This is a genomic window from Runella sp. R5_40 (assembly GCF_057652295.1).
Genome location: NZ_JBYFCH010000001.1, coordinates 839072 through 854207 on the forward strand (window position 1 = coordinate 839072; position 15136 = coordinate 854207).

General features: G+C 44.6%; 15 protein-coding genes. 6 read left to right on the forward strand and 9 right to left on the reverse strand.

Features of this window, described 5'->3' with window-relative positions:
- Positions 1 to 15: 15 nt before the first annotated feature.
- From AC23N5_RS03585 to AC23N5_RS03605, 5 genes are all read left to right on the forward strand, one after another.
- Positions 16 to 1575: a DHA2 family efflux MFS transporter permease subunit gene (locus AC23N5_RS03585; protein WP_487754507.1), complete on the forward strand. Its 1560-nt coding sequence runs from the start codon at positions 16 to 18 to the stop codon at positions 1573 to 1575.
- Between the two features lie 15 nt (positions 1576 to 1590).
- On the forward strand, positions 1591 to 2907 hold the full coding sequence (locus AC23N5_RS03590; RefSeq protein ID WP_487754508.1) for a TolC family protein: 1317 nt from the start codon (positions 1591 to 1593) through the stop codon (positions 2905 to 2907).
- 141 nt (positions 2908 to 3048) lie between these two features.
- On the forward strand, positions 3049 to 3972 hold the full coding sequence (locus AC23N5_RS03595) for a sugar phosphate isomerase/epimerase family protein (protein WP_487754509.1): 924 nt from the start codon (positions 3049 to 3051) through the stop codon (positions 3970 to 3972).
- Between the two features lie 55 nt (positions 3973 to 4027).
- Positions 4028 to 4483, forward strand: a complete 456-nt coding sequence (locus AC23N5_RS03600; RefSeq protein ID WP_183977711.1) for a DUF6932 family protein — start codon at positions 4028 to 4030, stop codon at positions 4481 to 4483.
- The gene (locus tag AC23N5_RS03605) at positions 4480 to 4707 is read left to right on the forward strand and encodes a hypothetical protein (RefSeq protein WP_183977713.1); all 228 of its coding nucleotides are present in this window, start codon (positions 4480 to 4482) and stop codon (positions 4705 to 4707) included. Before AC23N5_RS03600 ends, AC23N5_RS03605 begins: the two co-directional genes overlap by 4 nt.
- 166 nt (positions 4708 to 4873) lie before the next feature.
- Here the strand turns inward: AC23N5_RS03605 and AC23N5_RS03610 are convergent, their stop codons facing one another.
- From AC23N5_RS03610 to AC23N5_RS03625, 4 genes are all read right to left on the reverse strand, one after another.
- On the reverse strand, positions 4874 to 5572 hold the full coding sequence (locus AC23N5_RS03610) for an OmpA family protein (RefSeq protein WP_183977715.1): 699 nt from the start codon (positions 5570 to 5572) through the stop codon (positions 4874 to 4876).
- A gap of 239 nt (positions 5573 to 5811) precedes the next feature.
- Complete coding sequence (locus AC23N5_RS03615) at positions 5812 to 6798, reverse strand: aldo/keto reductase (protein WP_487754510.1); 987 nt, start codon at positions 6796 to 6798, stop codon at positions 5812 to 5814.
- Positions 6799 to 7024: 226 nt separating this feature from the next.
- Entirely contained in the window at positions 7025 to 7618 is a 594-nt protein-coding gene (locus AC23N5_RS03620) for a gluconate 2-dehydrogenase subunit 3 family protein (RefSeq protein ID WP_487754511.1), read from the reverse strand.
- An 11-nt stretch (positions 7619 to 7629) separates the two neighbouring features.
- On the reverse strand, positions 7630 to 9336 hold the full coding sequence (locus AC23N5_RS03625; RefSeq protein ID WP_487754512.1) for a GMC oxidoreductase: 1707 nt from the start codon (positions 9334 to 9336) through the stop codon (positions 7630 to 7632).
- Between the two features lie 236 nt (positions 9337 to 9572).
- On the opposite strand from AC23N5_RS03625, the gene ygiD reads away from it, so the two are divergent.
- Complete coding sequence (ygiD, locus tag AC23N5_RS03630; RefSeq protein WP_487754673.1) at positions 9573 to 10397, forward strand: 4,5-DOPA-extradiol-dioxygenase; 825 nt, start codon at positions 9573 to 9575, stop codon at positions 10395 to 10397.
- A 59-nt stretch (positions 10398 to 10456) separates the two neighbouring features.
- Here the strand turns inward: ygiD and AC23N5_RS03635 are convergent, their stop codons facing one another.
- The 5 genes from AC23N5_RS03635 to AC23N5_RS03655 form a co-directional block, all read right to left on the reverse strand.
- Positions 10457 to 11476: a zinc-binding alcohol dehydrogenase family protein gene (locus tag AC23N5_RS03635; RefSeq protein WP_487754513.1), complete on the reverse strand. Its 1020-nt coding sequence runs from the start codon at positions 11474 to 11476 to the stop codon at positions 10457 to 10459.
- Between the two features lie 63 nt (positions 11477 to 11539).
- Positions 11540 to 11947 carry a PIN domain-containing protein gene (locus AC23N5_RS03640; RefSeq protein ID WP_183977728.1) on the reverse strand — a complete coding sequence of 136 codons (408 nt, stop codon included), beginning with the start codon at positions 11945 to 11947 and terminating at the stop codon, positions 11540 to 11542.
- The gene (locus tag AC23N5_RS03645; RefSeq protein ID WP_183977730.1) at positions 11944 to 12162 is read right to left on the reverse strand and encodes a hypothetical protein; all 219 of its coding nucleotides are present in this window, start codon (positions 12160 to 12162) and stop codon (positions 11944 to 11946) included. Before AC23N5_RS03645 ends, AC23N5_RS03640 begins: the two co-directional genes overlap by 4 nt.
- A 70-nt stretch (positions 12163 to 12232) precedes the next feature.
- Positions 12233 to 12733 (reverse strand): thioredoxin family protein, encoded by a 501-nt coding sequence (locus AC23N5_RS03650; RefSeq protein WP_487754514.1) that lies wholly within the window; start codon positions 12731 to 12733, stop codon positions 12233 to 12235.
- Positions 12730 to 15024: a TonB-dependent receptor gene (locus AC23N5_RS03655; protein WP_487754674.1), complete on the reverse strand. Its 2295-nt coding sequence runs from the start codon at positions 15022 to 15024 to the stop codon at positions 12730 to 12732. Before AC23N5_RS03655 ends, AC23N5_RS03650 begins: the two co-directional genes overlap by 4 nt.
- Positions 15025 to 15136 lie beyond the last annotated feature (112 nt).

Genomic DNA, 15136 nt, shown 5'->3' on the forward strand with positions numbered 1-15136 from the left:
TAGAACACACACACTATGAAAAGATGGATTGTTGTCATCACGGTCATCACAGCGGCCGTTATGGAACTGATAGATACCTCGATTGTGAACGTAGGTATTTATCAAATGGCGGGCAACTTGGGCGTGACCATTGAAGATATTTCGTGGGTTATTACGTCGTATGCCATCGCCAACGTGATTATTATTCCGCTAACGGGATTTTTACAGAACTACTTTGGGCGGAAAAACTACTTCGTCGCCTCCATCGCCCTTTTTACATTTGCCTCCTATTTGTGCGGCATTGCCGATACCCTGCCGCTGCTCGTCTTGGCGCGTTTTTTACAAGGTGTAGGCGGTGGAGCTTTACTTTCGGTTTCCCAAGGGTTGTTGTATGATTCTTTCCCAATTCATCAACGCGCCATTGCTTCGGCGGTATTTGGGATGGGTATTGTACTTGGGCCGACGTTTGGGCCGACCCTCGGCGGGTACATTATCGACAATTACCATTGGAGTTGGATGTTTTTTATCAACGTTCCGATTGGGATTGTCGCCTTCTTGTTAAGCTATATCTACATCGACAAAAAACCCGAAGAGCACCACATCGACCGCAGTAAAATCAAGATTGATTATTTGGGAATTGTGCTTCTTTCGATTGGCATCGGGTGCTTGCAATACGTACTCGAACGCGGCGAAGCCAACGACTGGTTTGAAGACCCAACGATTGTGATTTGTACCATTGCGCTGATTGTTTCGCTGACCTCGTTCATTTGGTGGGAATTAAAAATCCCCAATCCCGTAGTAAACCTGCGGGTGCTGAAAAATCGCAACCTTTTACTAGGCTCTATTCTTGTCTTTGTGATTGGTATTGGACTTTTTACGTCGGTATTTATGTACCCGTTGTTTGTCCAACGGATTATTGGCTACACTGCCACCCAAACGGGGCTTTTGCTTATCCCTGGCGCAGGAATTACACTTTTTATTTTCCCAATTGTGGGACGATTAATTTCAAAAGGAGTTCCGCCACGTTCCATTGCTACCGTCGGTTACCTTGCCTTTGCCCTTTTTTGTTACCAAATGTCCATCATCGACCTCAACGCGTCTCCAGCAATTTTGATGGGCGCCTTGATGATTCGTGGTGTAGGGCTTGCCCTTTCCAACGTCCCGCTCATCAATCAGTCGATTTCGACCTTGACGCCCCAAGAAATGCCGATGGGTATCGCCATCACTAACATGATTCGGCAGATTGGAGGTGCCGTTGGGGTGGCACTTGTCAATACGTACATTGCCCAACGCCTCCCGCTCAATGCCATGAATCTTTCGGCGCACTTGCAGCCTGGCGATATGCTTACCCAAGAGCGCCTCACGACCATGTCGCAAGGGCTAGTCGCGCGTGGCATTAATCCACTCGATGCCCTTCAACTTTCGTACGGCAACCTCAACTTAGCCGTCCAAAAACAAGCCTTGATGCTCTCTTATTTGGATGTATTTCAGGTGGCTACGATGTTCTTTATTGTCACATTTCCATTATTATTTCTCCTAGAAAAGAAAAAAATGACGCCTCAAACTGCCAAAGCGGCGGCCGATGCTTCTCACTAATTGCCGATATATCAAATGAAAACTTTTGTAAAAATATCCGTCGTAGGCGTGCTTATGCTCGTTTTGAGAAACGCCGCAGTGGCCCAAACTCCTACTCCCCTTTCCAAGTTGGTCCAGCAATCTTTTGAACATTTCCCAAAACTCAAAGAAGCCGAACAACTCATCAAAGCAGGTGAGCTACGCGTGGATGTAGCCAAAACAGCGCTTTTGCCTTACGTTAATGCCAACGCTTCTTACAGCTACGTGGCTCCTACGATGAAGGCCACCTTGCCTCTGCCTGAGGGTTCACGCGAGATTCAGTTTATGCCCAACCACAACGTCAACGTAGGGATAAACGCAGGCTATGGTTTGTATGATTTTGGAAAAACAAACCTAAGTATTCGTCAAGCCCAAGAAAATGTCTTGAGCGCCCGCCATTCATTAGAGTTAAATCGACACAATTTAGCCTATCAAATTGCCCAGTTGTATTACACCATCGCGTTTTTGGAGAAAAGTAAGCAAGTACAGCAAGACGTCATTCAAACCAGCGAAAATGTATTAAAACAAATCAGTAAACGGGTTCAAAATGGTGATGCGTTGGAGTTTGACGTTGTTTCTCAGCAAGTAAAATTGAAACTCGCCCAAAACCGTAAAGTGGATTTTGAGAACCAAATCGACAAACAAAAAATCACATTGAGCTACCTTACAGGAATTCCGAGCAGTGAAATTAGCGTCGCAGATTTGGCACTTGGGCTTAATGCCAATCTACCAACAAAAGAAGCGTTGACCCAGCTTTTCAACAACCAGAATAAAGAGGTACAGTTGGCCAAAGACCGCATTCAAAGTGCGGAAACCGAGGTGGCGGTTGCCGCCAAAGCCCACTTACCAACGTTGATGCTCACAGGAAGTGCTGGCGAAAAAAATGGGTACATGCCCAACGTCAATCAATTGCGTTTCAACGTTGCGGCGGGGCTCAGTGTCACCGTTCCGTTGTATTCGGGCAAGCGGTACGACATTCAGCGTAAGGCAGCTCTGGTGAATTTGGAAGCCACAAAATACAACCTCGAATCGGTGAACGCATCGCTTCAGAAAGACGTTGAGATGGTTCTTTCTGACCTCAAAAGCAACGAACAGCGCCTCGAAAACGTGAGAATTCAGGTAACCCAAGCCGAAAGAGCCTTGGCACTTGCCCAGAACCGTTTACAAAACGGAACCATTACGACCGTAGAGTTAGACAATGCTCAAACTTCCATTGAAGAGGCTCGTTTGGCAGAACTCACCTATCAGTTTCAATGGTTCATTAATCAACTGGAATTAAAACGTTTGACGGGAGACGAATTTTGGAAAAATTGAGTGTAGGCAACTAACCATAAGTGCTTGCTTTCGCCCTTTTAGGAAATTTACCTAGAAGGGCTTTTTTGTGTCGTTCATTCCAAAAACGCTGAAAAGTATTTTTAGGGAGGCTTGTGCCTTTTTACTGAAAATGAAACCCTTATGGCTACCTCTCGTCGTCGATTCATCCAAACGCTTGCTGCTACTAGCGCTGTTGTCGCTTCCAAGCCTTCTTGGTCTAACGCCTCAGCTGCACCCTTCATTTCGTGTAATCAATATTCGTGGTTTACCTTTTATGAACGCGAAAAACGCAGTTGGGGCGCAAACCTCGACGCCTCGCTTGCTGAATACGTAAAATCAGGATTGAAAGCCTTTGAACCCAGTTTTTATTCCACCAACGACGTCAAAACGCTGGCACCTCTCTTAAAAAAATACCAATTGGCCCTTCCTTCGGCTTACATCGGGAGTATTTTGCACGAAGACGCCGAAAGTCAAAAAACCATCGAAACGGCCATTGCTATTGCCAAAGAAGCCAAGCCGCTGGGTTTATCGATTTTAGTTACGAGTCCCAACCCCATTCGTTGGGGAGGGACCGAAATCAAAAGCGATGAACAGCTAATCAAACAAGCCAAAAATTTAGACCTGCTAGGTTCTGAGTTAAAAAAGCAAGGCATTACCCTCGCCTATCATACCCACGACGCGGAGTTTAAGGCAGGCGCGCGGGAATTTCACCACATGCTACAAAATACACACCCGCAAAATGTCAGCTTGTGTTTGGACGCACATTGGATCTACCGAGGAGCTGGCAACTCCCAAGTTGCGCTGTTCGATATTGTAAAAATGTACGGAAAACGAGTCGTAGAACTTCACATACGACAGTCGGTGGGGCAAATTTGGGGAGAAACCTTCGGTGAAGGCGATATCGATTACCCACGACTTGTCCGCGAATTGAAAACCATGAACGTCAAACCCTTGCTCGTATTGGAACAATGCTTAGAGCCACAATCTCCCAACACGCTCAACGCCATTCAAGCCCATCAACAAGACCTTGCTTACGCTCAAAAAGTTTTTAGAGGCTGGGTGTAAACAAAGTACAAATTGTATATTTGTTATAGTGACATACTATTTGAAGTTAGGCACAATGACATTTGACCAAAACGGACACCTATTCCCCTACGAGGTGATTGAGACCACTCTAGAAATTTTTGAGGATGTATTTGTAAAAAGTTTTCCAACTTCCTCTACACGCTCAGTAATTTTTACAGAATATTTAACCTATCTCAATAGGTTACAAGAAATTATAGGTAACGAGTTCTATCAATGGATTGACGGGAGTTTTACCACTCAAAAATTAAACCCTCGTGATATTGACATAGTGACATTTATAGATGCTTCTTTATTTGATGCTAACGAACCGTTGTTAAGAGATTGGAACAAACAAAGTTTGATAGATGCTTACTTTGTTCGGGTCTTTCCCAAAGAACACAAGCAACGCGTATTTTACGAGTCTGATTATTTACGCTGGTTGCATTTATTTGGTCGAAGCCGTGAAAAGAAATCAAAAGGAATTATTCATTTACAACTATTAGGACAATGACTGCAATAGGTAATTATGAAGAATGGGCAATAAGGGTATCACGCCTATTAGAGCTGATTGCTATGGACAATGATGCCATAAAAATGCACCAAGAAGGTAATAGCCCTGCATTAATCGTTGAGCAGTACCAACGTTTAAGAAACGACCATTTGGAAGAATTGCGAGAATTATTAAAAGATTCAGGCATGACTATCCAACTATTAAATATAAGTAATGCTGCGTAAACTCGTATGCACGGCACACAAAAGAGCCAGAGAAGATATCTTCTCTGGCTCTCCGTCTATTCCTAAACCCTTTACCTTATGAAAAAACAATTACTATTATTTTATTCTTGACGAAATTTCTGATTTTTGGCCATAGCCATAAAAAACTTTGAGCGCTTTCAGCTACTTAGTTCTGAACTACACTACCTGATTCTACGGCTTTCCGAACCTCCTCTTTCAAACGTTGGTTAGCCACAACAACTACTTCAACTCGCTGATTTTGGCGGCGGCCATCCAGCGTTTTGTTTGAAGCTTTAGGCGTCGTTTCGCCAAAGCCCTCGGTTACAATTCGCAATTGGGGAACTCCGTGTGCTTGCAAAAAATCCGCCAAAGCTTCCGCGCGTTTCTCAGAAAGCGCTTGGTTTACTTTCAAACTTCCTTGAGAATCGGTATGTCCCGCTACCAATATTTCAGTGTCTTTAAAATCTTGCAATACCTGCGCAAGTTTCTTTACGAACGGTTGTGGGTCGTTCGATAACACATACGAGCCTTCAGGATATAAAATAGCGGATTGAAACGTCATTTTAATGCCTTCTCCCAAGCGTTCAATTTGGGCGATGCCTCCTAGCTGTTGGCGTAGCTGGATGGTTTGCTGTTCCATGTATTGTTCAATACGAGTACCTGGCAAACCACCCACTACTGAAGCGCTTATCGCGTAATTGGCAGGATCTTTCGATTTACTTTGCCCATGTTTGGCAGGTGAAACCGTTTTCCCCTTAGTTCTTGATAGAAAGGATGTGGATGTGCAGTCGGAAAGCCCTAGAATCAATGAACAACTCATCGATACGAGCAAGAGACTTTTAACTGATTTTTTTATTGTGTTCATGGCTGACAAAAAACTTTGTTAGTAAAAAAGGAGCTTTTGAATTTTCAATGCTCAAAAGAGCCTTATTGATAAACTCCGTGTTATTGTCATTGCTGTTAATCTGACATTAGTTGTAAAATACTTATGCCACGGTAGTTTTAGGATTTCAGTAGGGAGATATGGGGAATTTAGGGAATTTTTGGGCAAAAAAATCCCCATTTAATTGGTAAGTGGGGAGGTTATCAAACGAAATTTGGCTTTTACCACAAATGATGCACCTGTGGTTTTATGTATTTAGCGTAGATTTCATTCACAGATTGTAATTGTTGTTGGGTCAAATCAGGAATCGTGAGCGCTTCCAAATTGGCGGTTGCTTGCGTAGGATTAGAAGCTCCTGGGATAATGGTGCTCACTGCCGAAAAGCCCAAAATCCAGCGTAAAGCCACTGGAGCAAGGTTTCCGTACGAAGGGAATACCGCTTTAAGTTCTTCTACTGCGGCCAATCCTGTTTCATAATCAATGCCCGAAAACGTTTCTCCTTTGTCAAAGTGTTCTCCGTTGCGATTAAAAAAGCGGTGGTCACCTGCCGTGAAACTCGACGACTTCGAAAATTTACCCGTCAATAATCCACTGGCCAACGGCACACGCACAATGACTCCGATGTTTTTCTTTTGGGCTTGCTCAAAAAACAATTCCGACGGACGCTGACGGAACATATTGAAGATGATTTGAACCGTGGTAACATTGTCGTATTCAATGCCTTTCAATGCCTCTTCTACTTTCTCAACGCTAATACCCAAATTCAAGATTTTACCTTCTTGTTTTAAGCGGTCAAATAACTCAAAAATTTCGGGGCGATAATACACCTCCGTGGGTGGACAATGGAGTTGAATCAAATCCAGGGTCTCTAACCCCATATTTGTGAGGCTATTTTCTACAAACTTACGCAATACCGCAGGCTGGTAGGCTTCACTGACGTGCGGGCTAAGTTGACGGCCGCATTTGGTGGCGACATAAATACGTTCTGAGCGGCTTTTCACAAATTTACCCACGGCTTTTTCACTTTCGCCCGCACCATAGACATCGGCCGTATCAATAAAATTAATGCCCGAATCAACGGCCGCGTGAAGAATTTTCTCCGCATTTTCGTGGCTAAAATCGTCCCCCCATTTTCCGCCTACCTGCCACGTTCCTAGGCTGATTTCCGAAATCTCAAATCCAGTTTTTCCTAATTTTCTGTAATTCATTATCAATGTTGTTTTTGGGTTACAGTCAGACGGTTGTACTCAGTCAGACGGTGGTCTAGTACGCAGTCAGACGATAGTCAGACTGCACCACCAAATAGCTACGGTCTGACTGTCGTCTGACCTTTTTGTTTTTGGGTCACAGTCAGGCGATAATCAGGCGGCGGTGACAGTCAGACGGTAGTCAGACTGCACTATCAAATGGTTACGGTCTGACTACCGTCTGACCTTATTCATTCCACGCATTCATGCCTGGAGTTAGCGGCATACATGCGATGTATTTTCCTGGAATCGGGTCGTAGCCCAACACTTCTTTACCGATTTTTTGAGAGGTAAAATACCCAAGAAGGGTTAATTCTTTCACTCTTCTAAAAAATGGGGTTGGCGAAGGGGGAGCCAAACGAATGCCCCATACTGATGGCGGTAGCTTCTCCGCTTCCACATCCAGTTTGGTCAAAAACTCCTTTCGTTGTTCAGGCGTACATTCCACAAACGACTTCCCGTAGGCTTTTTCACAATCTTCTTCCAATTTTTCTAAACCACCCACAAAATCCTTTTGTTCTTCTTCCGAAAGCAAATCTTTCAACATTTTATCAATAAACTGCGGCACACCTAGCTCTTTTGCTCCTGGAGTTTTGGTTTTGGGCAGAATTGTTTCTGACATTTCAGCAATGCTTGCCGCTTGGTTATTGGTCAAAAAAGTAGGTTTCCAGTCTAATTTTGCTTCTTGCGAGCAGGCCATAAACGCCTCGCTCAACGTAGCCGTGGAAACAGCATAGCCCAAAAACAGGGCCGACGATTTTATAATGTCTCTGCGGTTCATCTGATTGGGGATTAGAGATTTTTACGATTGAGTTCATTTACGGCAAAATCGGCAGCACGCGCCGTGAGCGCCATGTAGGTGATGGACGGATTGACACAACTCGACGAAGTCATGCAGGCTCCATCGGTTACAAATACATTTGGAACAGCATGAAGTTGGCTATTGGCATTGACCACCGACGTTTTCGGATCGCGGCCCATACGCGCCGTTCCCATTTCGTGAACGCCTACGCCAATTCCCCCTGAATAATCAAACGGCGTCACATTTTTCAACCCCGCATTTTCGAGCATTTCTACGGCATCTTCTTTCATTTGCTTACGCATGGCCATTTCGTTGGCCTTAAACTCGGCATCTATGCTCAACGTTGGCAAGCCCCATTTGTCTTTTGCGTCTTGGTTGAGGGTTACTTTGTTTTCGTGGTAAGGTAAACATTCTCCAAAACCTACCAACGACATCCCCCAGCTACTTGGCGCAAACAAGCTATCTTTAAACTCAGCACCTACCCCACCTCCACTAATGCCTCCGCCCCAGTTGCCTCGTCCACCAGCACCTTGATAGTCATACCCCCGAATAAAATCTTTCATTTTGGAAGCTTCATCGAGGTTGCGGTAACGCGGAATAAAAATCCCGTTGGGGCGACGGCCTTTGTAATATTGGTCTTCAAAACCATCGTAACTGCCCATTGCTCCTACTCGATAGTGGTGATCCATCAAGTTATGTCCCAATTCGCCACTATCATTTCCTAAGCCGTTGGGGAAACGGCTTGACGTAGAATTCAACAAAATTTGGGTGGTTCCGAGCGTCGAAGCGTTCAAGAAGATGATTCGCGCGTAAAATTCAATTTCCTCTTTGGTTTCTGAATCAATCACTTTTACACCTTTTGCTTTGCCCAATTTCTCATCATAAATAATCGACGCTACTTGCGAATTGGGGCGAAGCGTTAATTTACCTGTGGCATCGGCCGCAGGCAGCGTTACGGCATTGCTGCTAAAATACGCACCAAAAGGGCAGCCTCTCGAACAACGGTTACGATTTTGGCATTGCCCCCGACCGTTGATAGGTTCGGTCAAGTGCGCTACGCGTCCAATGGTCAGGTGGCGGCCTTTGTACGTTTTTTCAATACTGCCTTTGACGTGTTTTTCGAGGCAATTTAGCTCCATCGGAGGCAAAAAATGCCCGTCGGGCAAGTGCGATAATCCTAGCTTTTCACCACTAATCCCGACATATTTCTCCACGTAGGTGTACCAGCTTTCAAGATCTTTGTATCGAATCGGCCAATCTACCCCGATGCTTTGTTTTGCATTAGCTTCAAAATCAAGGTCGCTCCAGCGGTAGCATTGTTTGCCCCAAAGCAACGAACGCCCTCCTACCTGATTTCCCCGAATCCAGTCAAAACGCTTTACTTCGGTGTAAGGGCTATCGAGGTCGTTGTTATAAAAATGTTTGTTGGATTCATCAATAAAGCCACTCCGAACCTGAATATGGTATTTCTTTTTGTCTTCATCGGTCAGCTTACCACGGTGTTCAAAATCCCAGTGGTCGTTATTCATCGTAGGGTAGTCTTCAACGTGACGTACCATCCGTCCTCTTTCCAAGACAAGCGTCTGCAACCCTTTCTCACACAACTCTTTAGCAGCCCATCCGCCACTAATTCCTGACCCAATCACGATGGCATCGTAGGTATGGGTTTTGTTCACTTTCAAATTAAAACTTGGCATAGGTTAATTAGATATTAGAATAGTGAAATATGTTTGCGAAGATAGGTATTTAACTGTCTATACGACAATTAAAATGATTTAATAGCAAGCAAAAATGAAGGGAGAACTATTTTGGAAAATTATATGTATATACATATAATTATAACATCCTAAGCTACTAGGCTCAAGGTGGTGTAAAATAGCGTGATATGAAAAGAAATGAATTTCTAAAAAGTGTTCTGGGAGGAACTATTGCAATGGACTCATTAAAAGACCTTTATAAATGGAACGAACAATTGGCAACCAAAGACTCGCTCATGCCCCTGCTTTTTGTGGGTCACGGCTCGCCCATGAACGGAATCGAAGAAAATGAATTTAGCGGTGGCTGGAAACGGCTTGGCAAAGACATACCCGTCCCAACGGCCGTCTTGGTAGTATCGGCGCACTGGTACACCCGTGGCACCAAAATAACGGCCATGAATGCCCCGCGTACCATTCACGATTTTGGTGGGTTTCCGAGGGCTTTGTTTGAAGTTCAGTACCCTGCGCCAGGTAGCCCTGCGTTGGCCAATGAAACAGCATCGCTCGTTAAAAAAGCGCAAGTCGTCCTTGACCATGAATGGGGCTTAGACCACGGAACGTGGACGGTCGTACGTCACATGTATCCTAAAGCCAACATTCCAGTATTACAATTGAGCATTGATTACACCCAACCACCTCGTTATCATTATGAGCTGGCGAAAGAATTAGCAGCTTTACGCAAAAAAGGGGTGCTAATTATTGGAAGCGGAAACATGGTTCATAACCTTGGTATCCTCAATTGGCAATACACCGAACGAGGTTACGATTGGGCCATTGAAATGAATACCAAATTCAAAAAACTAATTGTCGAGAATGACCACGCTCCGCTGATTAATTACGAGAAATTGGGCCAAGCAGCGTTGTTGTCGATTCCATCCCCCGACCACTACTTACCATTGTTATATATTTTGGGCTTAAAAGAAGAAAAAGAGCCTGTCAGTTTCTTTAATGACAAAACTGTTTTAGGCTCTATTTCAATGACTTCTGTGAAGGTTGGATAAAGGGTGCGGTTATGACTAACCGCACCCACGTGCCGCTGGTTGCTCACAACCAGCGGGACTTACAATTCTATTACCGCTTTTATGACTCGGCTTTCAGGAAGAAGAAGCGTTTCAAATGAGTCGATGAGGGAGTCAAACGGAACACGGTGAGAAACCCAAGGGTGTGTGTCTAACGTTCCATTTTCCATTGCCGCAATGATGCTCGTAAAATCCTCTGGTAAGGCGTTGCGGCTGGCCAGTAACGTTACTTCACGGCGGTGGAACTCAGGGTCGTTGAAAGTCACATCCCCCTGAAACAACCCAACAAAGGTCAATCGCCCACCGTGAGCCACATATTTGAAGGCTTGCATCATCGACGCTGGATTTCCTGTGGCATCAAACACCGCCGTTGGCAAGTCACCGTTCAACACACCCCGAATAGCCTCTACGGGGTCATTATCTTTCAACAAAATGGTTTCGTCCACCTTGAGTTGTTGTTTGCAAAACGCCAACCGCCCCTCGTTCATGTCCATCACGGCTACTTTGGCCCCTTTGAGCTTGGCAAATTGAATTACAGAAAGGCCAATCGGCCCCGCTCCAATGACTAACACCAAATCGTTGGCTTGCACTTGTGCCCGATTGACCGCGTGCGAGCCAATGCCCAACGTTTCGACCAAGGCTAACTGCTCATAACTCAATGTTTTTGACGCATACACTTTATTGGCAGGAACTTTCAGAAACTCACGCATTCCACCGTCGGAATGTACACCGAGTACTTGAAGTTTTTCGCAGCAATTGGTTTTTCCATTGCGACACGCTTGACATTTGCCGCAATTGATGTAAGGCTCTACCGACACTTTATCACCTACTACTACGTTGTCAACACCTGTACCTATCGCCACTACCTCCGCTCCGAGTTCATGACCAAGAATACGAGGGTACGAAAAAAACGGCTGCTTCCCACGGAAAGCATGGTAGTCGGTTCCACAAATACCAATGCGATGGATTTTTAAAAGAACTTCGCCGTCTTGAAGTTCCGTGTTCAAGTCCGTTTCAGACTGCTGAAAATGGCCTGAGGCATTTAAAACAAGGGTTTTCACATTAATCGTGTTTTGAAAGCGACAAAGATAAAAATCCCTGTTGGAATAAACGGGTGCATTGCCTCACTTTACTTCAAAGAAATGTTCAAATCCTTTTTTTCTCAAGTGTGTCTTCAGCGTTTCGTCTTTTGACCATAATTTGGCTTGCAGTTCAAGGGTCAAGGCTAAAAAAGGGGTATCGTCTTCATCTACCCCTTTACACAATTGGTAAGCACGAAGATAGTTTTCGGTGGATATATAGTCGTTGCTTACAAAAGTGATTTTCTGTAAGACATCATCTAAATATTCATATACTTCACGAGGAGAAGCTTTCGATTTTGCAACTATCCGCTCTTTGTGCTCAAATATTTCTACAATCAAAAATTTAGGAGCGTAAAAAGTATAATCCGAAAAGTAAAGCTGCTGTCGAAAATTTCTGTTGATAGAACGTAAAGCTGCAAATAGGATATTGGCATCAACAACCACTTTCATTTCTCTTGAATGTATTGGTTTTTGTTGCGTTGCCACCAGCTATGCTTTATTTCTTTACCCAAATCCTCAACACTCTCGTCGAAATCAACTCGCTGGGCAAGGTATTCTGTGCGTAAAAACTCAATAGTTTCGCGCAAAAATGTTTCGTCAAAAAAACGCTTATCAAACGTAATTTGAAGTTTATCGGGGGTATTATTGATGGCTAGTGCTTCCATGGTTGGCCTTTTTTTAACAAAGATAATTAATTTGGGTATTCTATCGACACCGCATACCTACCCATTATTTTCAGCGTTCTGGGGCTAAATGGTTGAGCACAATGCCGCTTTCTATCACCTGTTTCAAACTCTTGGCGTCAAGTGCTCCCACTACTCTGCCTTGGAGTTGCAGGTATTGATCAAAAAAGACGGTGGTTGGGTAGCTCAATTTTCCGTTTTCGGTTCCTAGCACTTGTGCCAACTCATGTACTCCCGTTTTCACGCCCGTTGGCTTAAACTTATACGCCCGTTGCAGAAACGTAATCGGCTGGTTATCTTCTGCGTTGAGGCGAACACAATAAAACTTTTCTTGAAGTTTGGTGACAACCTGTTGATCCGAAAACGTACGCAACTCCATCATTTTGCAATACGTACACCAATCGGTATGAATAAACACCAGCACGGGTCGGCGCTCTTTGCGGAGGCTGTCGGTGAGGTGTTCAAACGACGTCCAACGCAGTGTTTGGGCTTGGCATTCGACTGCCAGAAGCCCAAACAAGCCAAAAAGTGCTATCCAAACGTGCTTTTTCATTTGAACAAATTGTATCTAACACCTGCAAAGAAGCGAATACCTTGGTTGGGCGCATAGACGTACGACGGGTCGAACGTCAGCGCGTAGGGGTTATTCGGAGTCGGCACTACTTGCCCCGTCGCATCAAACGTTACTTGTTTGTCAAACGGGTCAAAAGCGCGGGCAATGGCATCAGGAGTCGGGGTAAAATTCAGTAGGTTCTTTACTCCCCCGTAAATTTCCAACCCATTGTTAAATTTCTTCCCTAATTGAATATTTTGAAGGCTCCACCAAGGCGAATACTCAGGACGAGGGTCAAGTGGCCCTAGTACTGGCAGTTTCATGGGGCCGTACAAATTGCCCGTATAATCGACCGAAAGGCCAATTTGTGGGAAGGTATATGACACCGACCATACGCCCGTAAATTTTTCTGTCAAAAGCTGCGTTTTTTTCACCAACGTTCCAGTGCCATCGTCTTCACGCTGAAATACATTCATAGCTGTGGCTCCCGTCATAAATTTGAGCCCGTTGGCCAGCGACACGTCAATATTTAACGATAAGCCGCGTGAAACGGCGTTTCCGCTCAAGTTGCTGTAAATGATTTTATTAGGGTCGGTGAGGTAATCAGGAATAATACGGTTATTAAAAAACGTGTAGAAAGCCGTTGCATCCAGTCCTACGTATCCGCCGTTGCCCAAGAAAAACTTCCGCACGTAGTTTAAGTTTCCGTTCCAAGAGCGTTCGGGCTTCAACTCTTCCGTAAATTCAACTTTCCGCGCTCCTGTCAAAGCCGCATGGTCTTCGGTGAATACGTTGGCCACCCGATACCCATTTCCAACGCTTGCACGAAGCACGTTTTTCTTATCGGTAGATGTCCATTTATAGTTTAAACGAGGCGTGAAGATACTCCCGTGGATAGAGTTATAATCATAGCGCGCTCCTAGCAACAACTTATGGTTGGTCGTAAGCGTGATTTCATCTTGGACAAAAAACCCTGGCAATAGCACTTTTGAGGGCGCATTTTTTCCATCGGCGTCCGTTGCAGGGGTATTATCATCGTAAAAAGTGTAACGTAGAGCCGTTCCTACCAATAAATCGTGGCGCTCTTTGAGTTTTTTATCCCACGTAAATTGGCCAAAACCGATGTATTGTTGTGCTTGGTACGGGGTTGTGCCGTAGTACGAATCCTGCAAGTGCCCGTTGGCCGAAAACTGAAAGGTTATCTTTTCTTTCATGGGCAATTGATACGCTCCAATTACCTCCCAGCGCTTGGTATTGATACTTTCGGCATAAATCTCATTACTTCCACGGTACTTAGGCGTCCACTGAGTTTGCCCTCCCCAACGGTCTTCATAGACGTAGCGCCCACCTAGCGTGAACACCCGATTATCTTTACGGTCTATGCTAAATTTATTAAAAAGTGAGATTCTATTTTGAAGCGTGATGTCCGTAAAACCATCGCCGTTTTTATCAGTCGGGCGTTGAAAATTGAAATAGTTAAGCCCAAATAACGATTGAATTTTTTCGCCCAACTTGTACTTTAACCCCAAGTCTGCGTTGAATTCCGCCCATGAAGTTCCCATCACATCTGCCGAAACCAAGGGTGCTGACGACGGCTTTTTGGTAATAACGTTTATCAAACCTCCCACTGCTTCCGAACCATACAAGGTAGAAGCAGGGCCTTTCACCACTTCGACCCGTTCGATGAGCGCACTTGGAATCCCGCTCAAGCCATATACTGTCGAAAGTCCTGATACAATGGGCATTCCATCAATCATAATCATGGTATAGGGACCTTCCAAACCGTTGATGTGAATATCGCCTGTGTTACAAACGTTGCAGTTCAACTGCGGACGAATCCCGTTGATATTTTGTAATGATTCAAATAAGTTGGGAACAGGATTTCGCTTGAAAAATACGGGCGTATAAATTTCGACAGGAACGGGGCTATCCAATTTCGAGACTTCTTTCATCGTTCCTGTAACTACGACTTCGGCCAACGAATTTTCTAACTCATCCGTTTGAAGGGTCAATTCTTGGAAAAACTTAGCCTCCGAAATGGTTACGGCCTTGGTAATGGTACGGTATCCGATGGCTGAAATCACCAACTGATACGAACCGTACTTCACGTTTTTGATTTCAAATACCCCTTTTTCATCGGTCGTGGTACCGAATTGGGTATTTTTCAAGGCCGCCGTTCCAAATTCCAAGGGCTTGCCTTTGACAGTTACCGTTCCTCGAATACTTCCAGTTTGTGCGAAAATAATGGTTGTGACTAGCAACGACGCTAGTAATAAGAAAAAATGCTTCATTGTGAGAATGCCGTTAGGAATGATATGAGTAGGCATTCGGTGCCGTTTTCTGTTTTCACAGAATGACTACGCTCCGAAATACCGACGTAAAATGATACGAGAATGAGTCGAT

What these genes read in the sequence shown, in the direction of transcription:
- AC23N5_RS03595 (WP_487754509.1), top strand. Translation starts at nt 3,049, where the DNA reads ATGGCTACCTCTCGTCGTCGATTCATCCAAACGCTTGCTGCTACTAGC.
- ygiD (WP_487754673.1), top strand. Translation starts at nt 9,573, where the DNA reads ATGGACTCATTAAAAGACCTTTATAAATGGAACGAACAATTGGCAACC.
- AC23N5_RS03625 (WP_487754512.1), bottom strand. Translation starts at nt 9,336, where the DNA reads ATGCCAAGTTTTAATTTGAAAGTGAACAAAACCCATACCTACGATGCC.
- AC23N5_RS03645 (WP_183977730.1), bottom strand. Translation starts at nt 12,162, where the DNA reads ATGGAAGCACTAGCCATCAATAATACCCCCGATAAACTTCAAATTACG.
- AC23N5_RS03655 (WP_487754674.1), bottom strand. Translation starts at nt 15,024, where the DNA reads ATGAAGCATTTTTTCTTATTACTAGCGTCGTTGCTAGTCACAACCATT.
- AC23N5_RS03615 (WP_487754510.1), bottom strand. Translation starts at nt 6,798, where the DNA reads ATGAATTACAGAAAATTAGGAAAAACTGGATTTGAGATTTCGGAAATC.
- AC23N5_RS03620 (WP_487754511.1), bottom strand. Translation starts at nt 7,618, where the DNA reads ATGAACCGCAGAGACATTATAAAATCGTCGGCCCTGTTTTTGGGCTAT.
- AC23N5_RS03585 (WP_487754507.1), top strand. Translation starts at nt 16, where the DNA reads ATGAAAAGATGGATTGTTGTCATCACGGTCATCACAGCGGCCGTTATG.
- AC23N5_RS03640 (WP_183977728.1), bottom strand. Translation starts at nt 11,947, where the DNA reads ATGAAAGTGGTTGTTGATGCCAATATCCTATTTGCAGCTTTACGTTCT.
- AC23N5_RS03600 (WP_183977711.1), top strand. Translation starts at nt 4,028, where the DNA reads ATGACATTTGACCAAAACGGACACCTATTCCCCTACGAGGTGATTGAG.
- AC23N5_RS03605 (WP_183977713.1), top strand. Translation starts at nt 4,480, where the DNA reads ATGACTGCAATAGGTAATTATGAAGAATGGGCAATAAGGGTATCACGC.
- AC23N5_RS03590 (WP_487754508.1), top strand. Translation starts at nt 1,591, where the DNA reads ATGAAAACTTTTGTAAAAATATCCGTCGTAGGCGTGCTTATGCTCGTT.
- AC23N5_RS03650 (WP_487754514.1), bottom strand. Translation starts at nt 12,733, where the DNA reads ATGAAAAAGCACGTTTGGATAGCACTTTTTGGCTTGTTTGGGCTTCTG.
- AC23N5_RS03610 (WP_183977715.1), bottom strand. Translation starts at nt 5,572, where the DNA reads ATGAACACAATAAAAAAATCAGTTAAAAGTCTCTTGCTCGTATCGATG.